This is a genomic window from Caballeronia calidae, from assembly GCF_900044055.2.
GTDB classification, from domain to species: domain Bacteria; phylum Pseudomonadota; class Gammaproteobacteria; order Burkholderiales; family Burkholderiaceae; genus Caballeronia; species Caballeronia calidae.
On record NZ_FCOX02000320.1, the window covers coordinates 1 to 832 of the forward strand.

Consider the following 832-nt stretch of genomic DNA (forward strand, 5'->3'; position numbering starts at 1 on the left):
CATACAAGCGAATGATTTCGATGGGATCCAGGCCGAGGTCGGTGCACATCAACAGGCACGCGCCCCGGCAAGGGTGACTCACTGCCACGAAGCGAACGAGCCGACCGCACGCCGGCCACAGTAGATCGCAGACTCGATACCGGATGATGACGTTGTGTTCGCCATAGACGGGGCTGGGCGCGGGTTGCGAGGACAGTGGATCAGCCAGCAGCGATTTGAGTTGGATCTTGGCGCCGTAGCGCCTGGGGCGGCCCCGTTTGCGCGGTCCTTGCTGCACGTACGGGGCATAGGCGACTGCATTGGACTTCACGCGCGTGACCAAATGGTTGTCCTGATCGCGCAGGCCTTTGACGATCTTGCGAGCAGCGTAGTAGGCATCGGCGACGAAGTAGAACGGCTCCTCGACCGAGACGATCCCCAACAGCGAGATCATCTTGTCGAGCAAGGTACGTCGATCGCGGTTGGACCACACCAGACCTTCGTGAATGCGCACGGCCAGCGGTACGGCAATGACGCTCTGGGCGGCCCGCACGAGTATGCTGACTGCCTGCATGGAGTGCCCCATGATGTACTCGGGCTTGGTGTTGGAGTCGGACTGTTGATGCAGCAACTTGACGCCGGGCATCTTCCTGCCGCTCTTGGAGATCTTGATGCCGTCTCCAACCAGGACGCGCCGACCATTGACGCGTAGCGGCTCAGGGAACAGGCGCAGCACCGCCTGCGTCCACAGCGCCGAGAGCCGATCGAGCTGCACAGCGTCGCTGTGCAAGCTGTCACGCAGCTTGTTGTACAGAGTCGGCCGCAGTTTGAGCGCACGCACGATGCTGGTCAC

Annotated in this window: 1 protein-coding gene; it reads right to left on the reverse strand. The window is 61.9% G+C overall.

Going from position 1 to position 832, the window contains the following annotated elements; translation table 11 throughout:
* The coding region (locus tag AWB78_RS42855; RefSeq protein ID WP_198399520.1) for a transposase at nt 1-832 on the reverse strand (832 nt) is incomplete at both ends.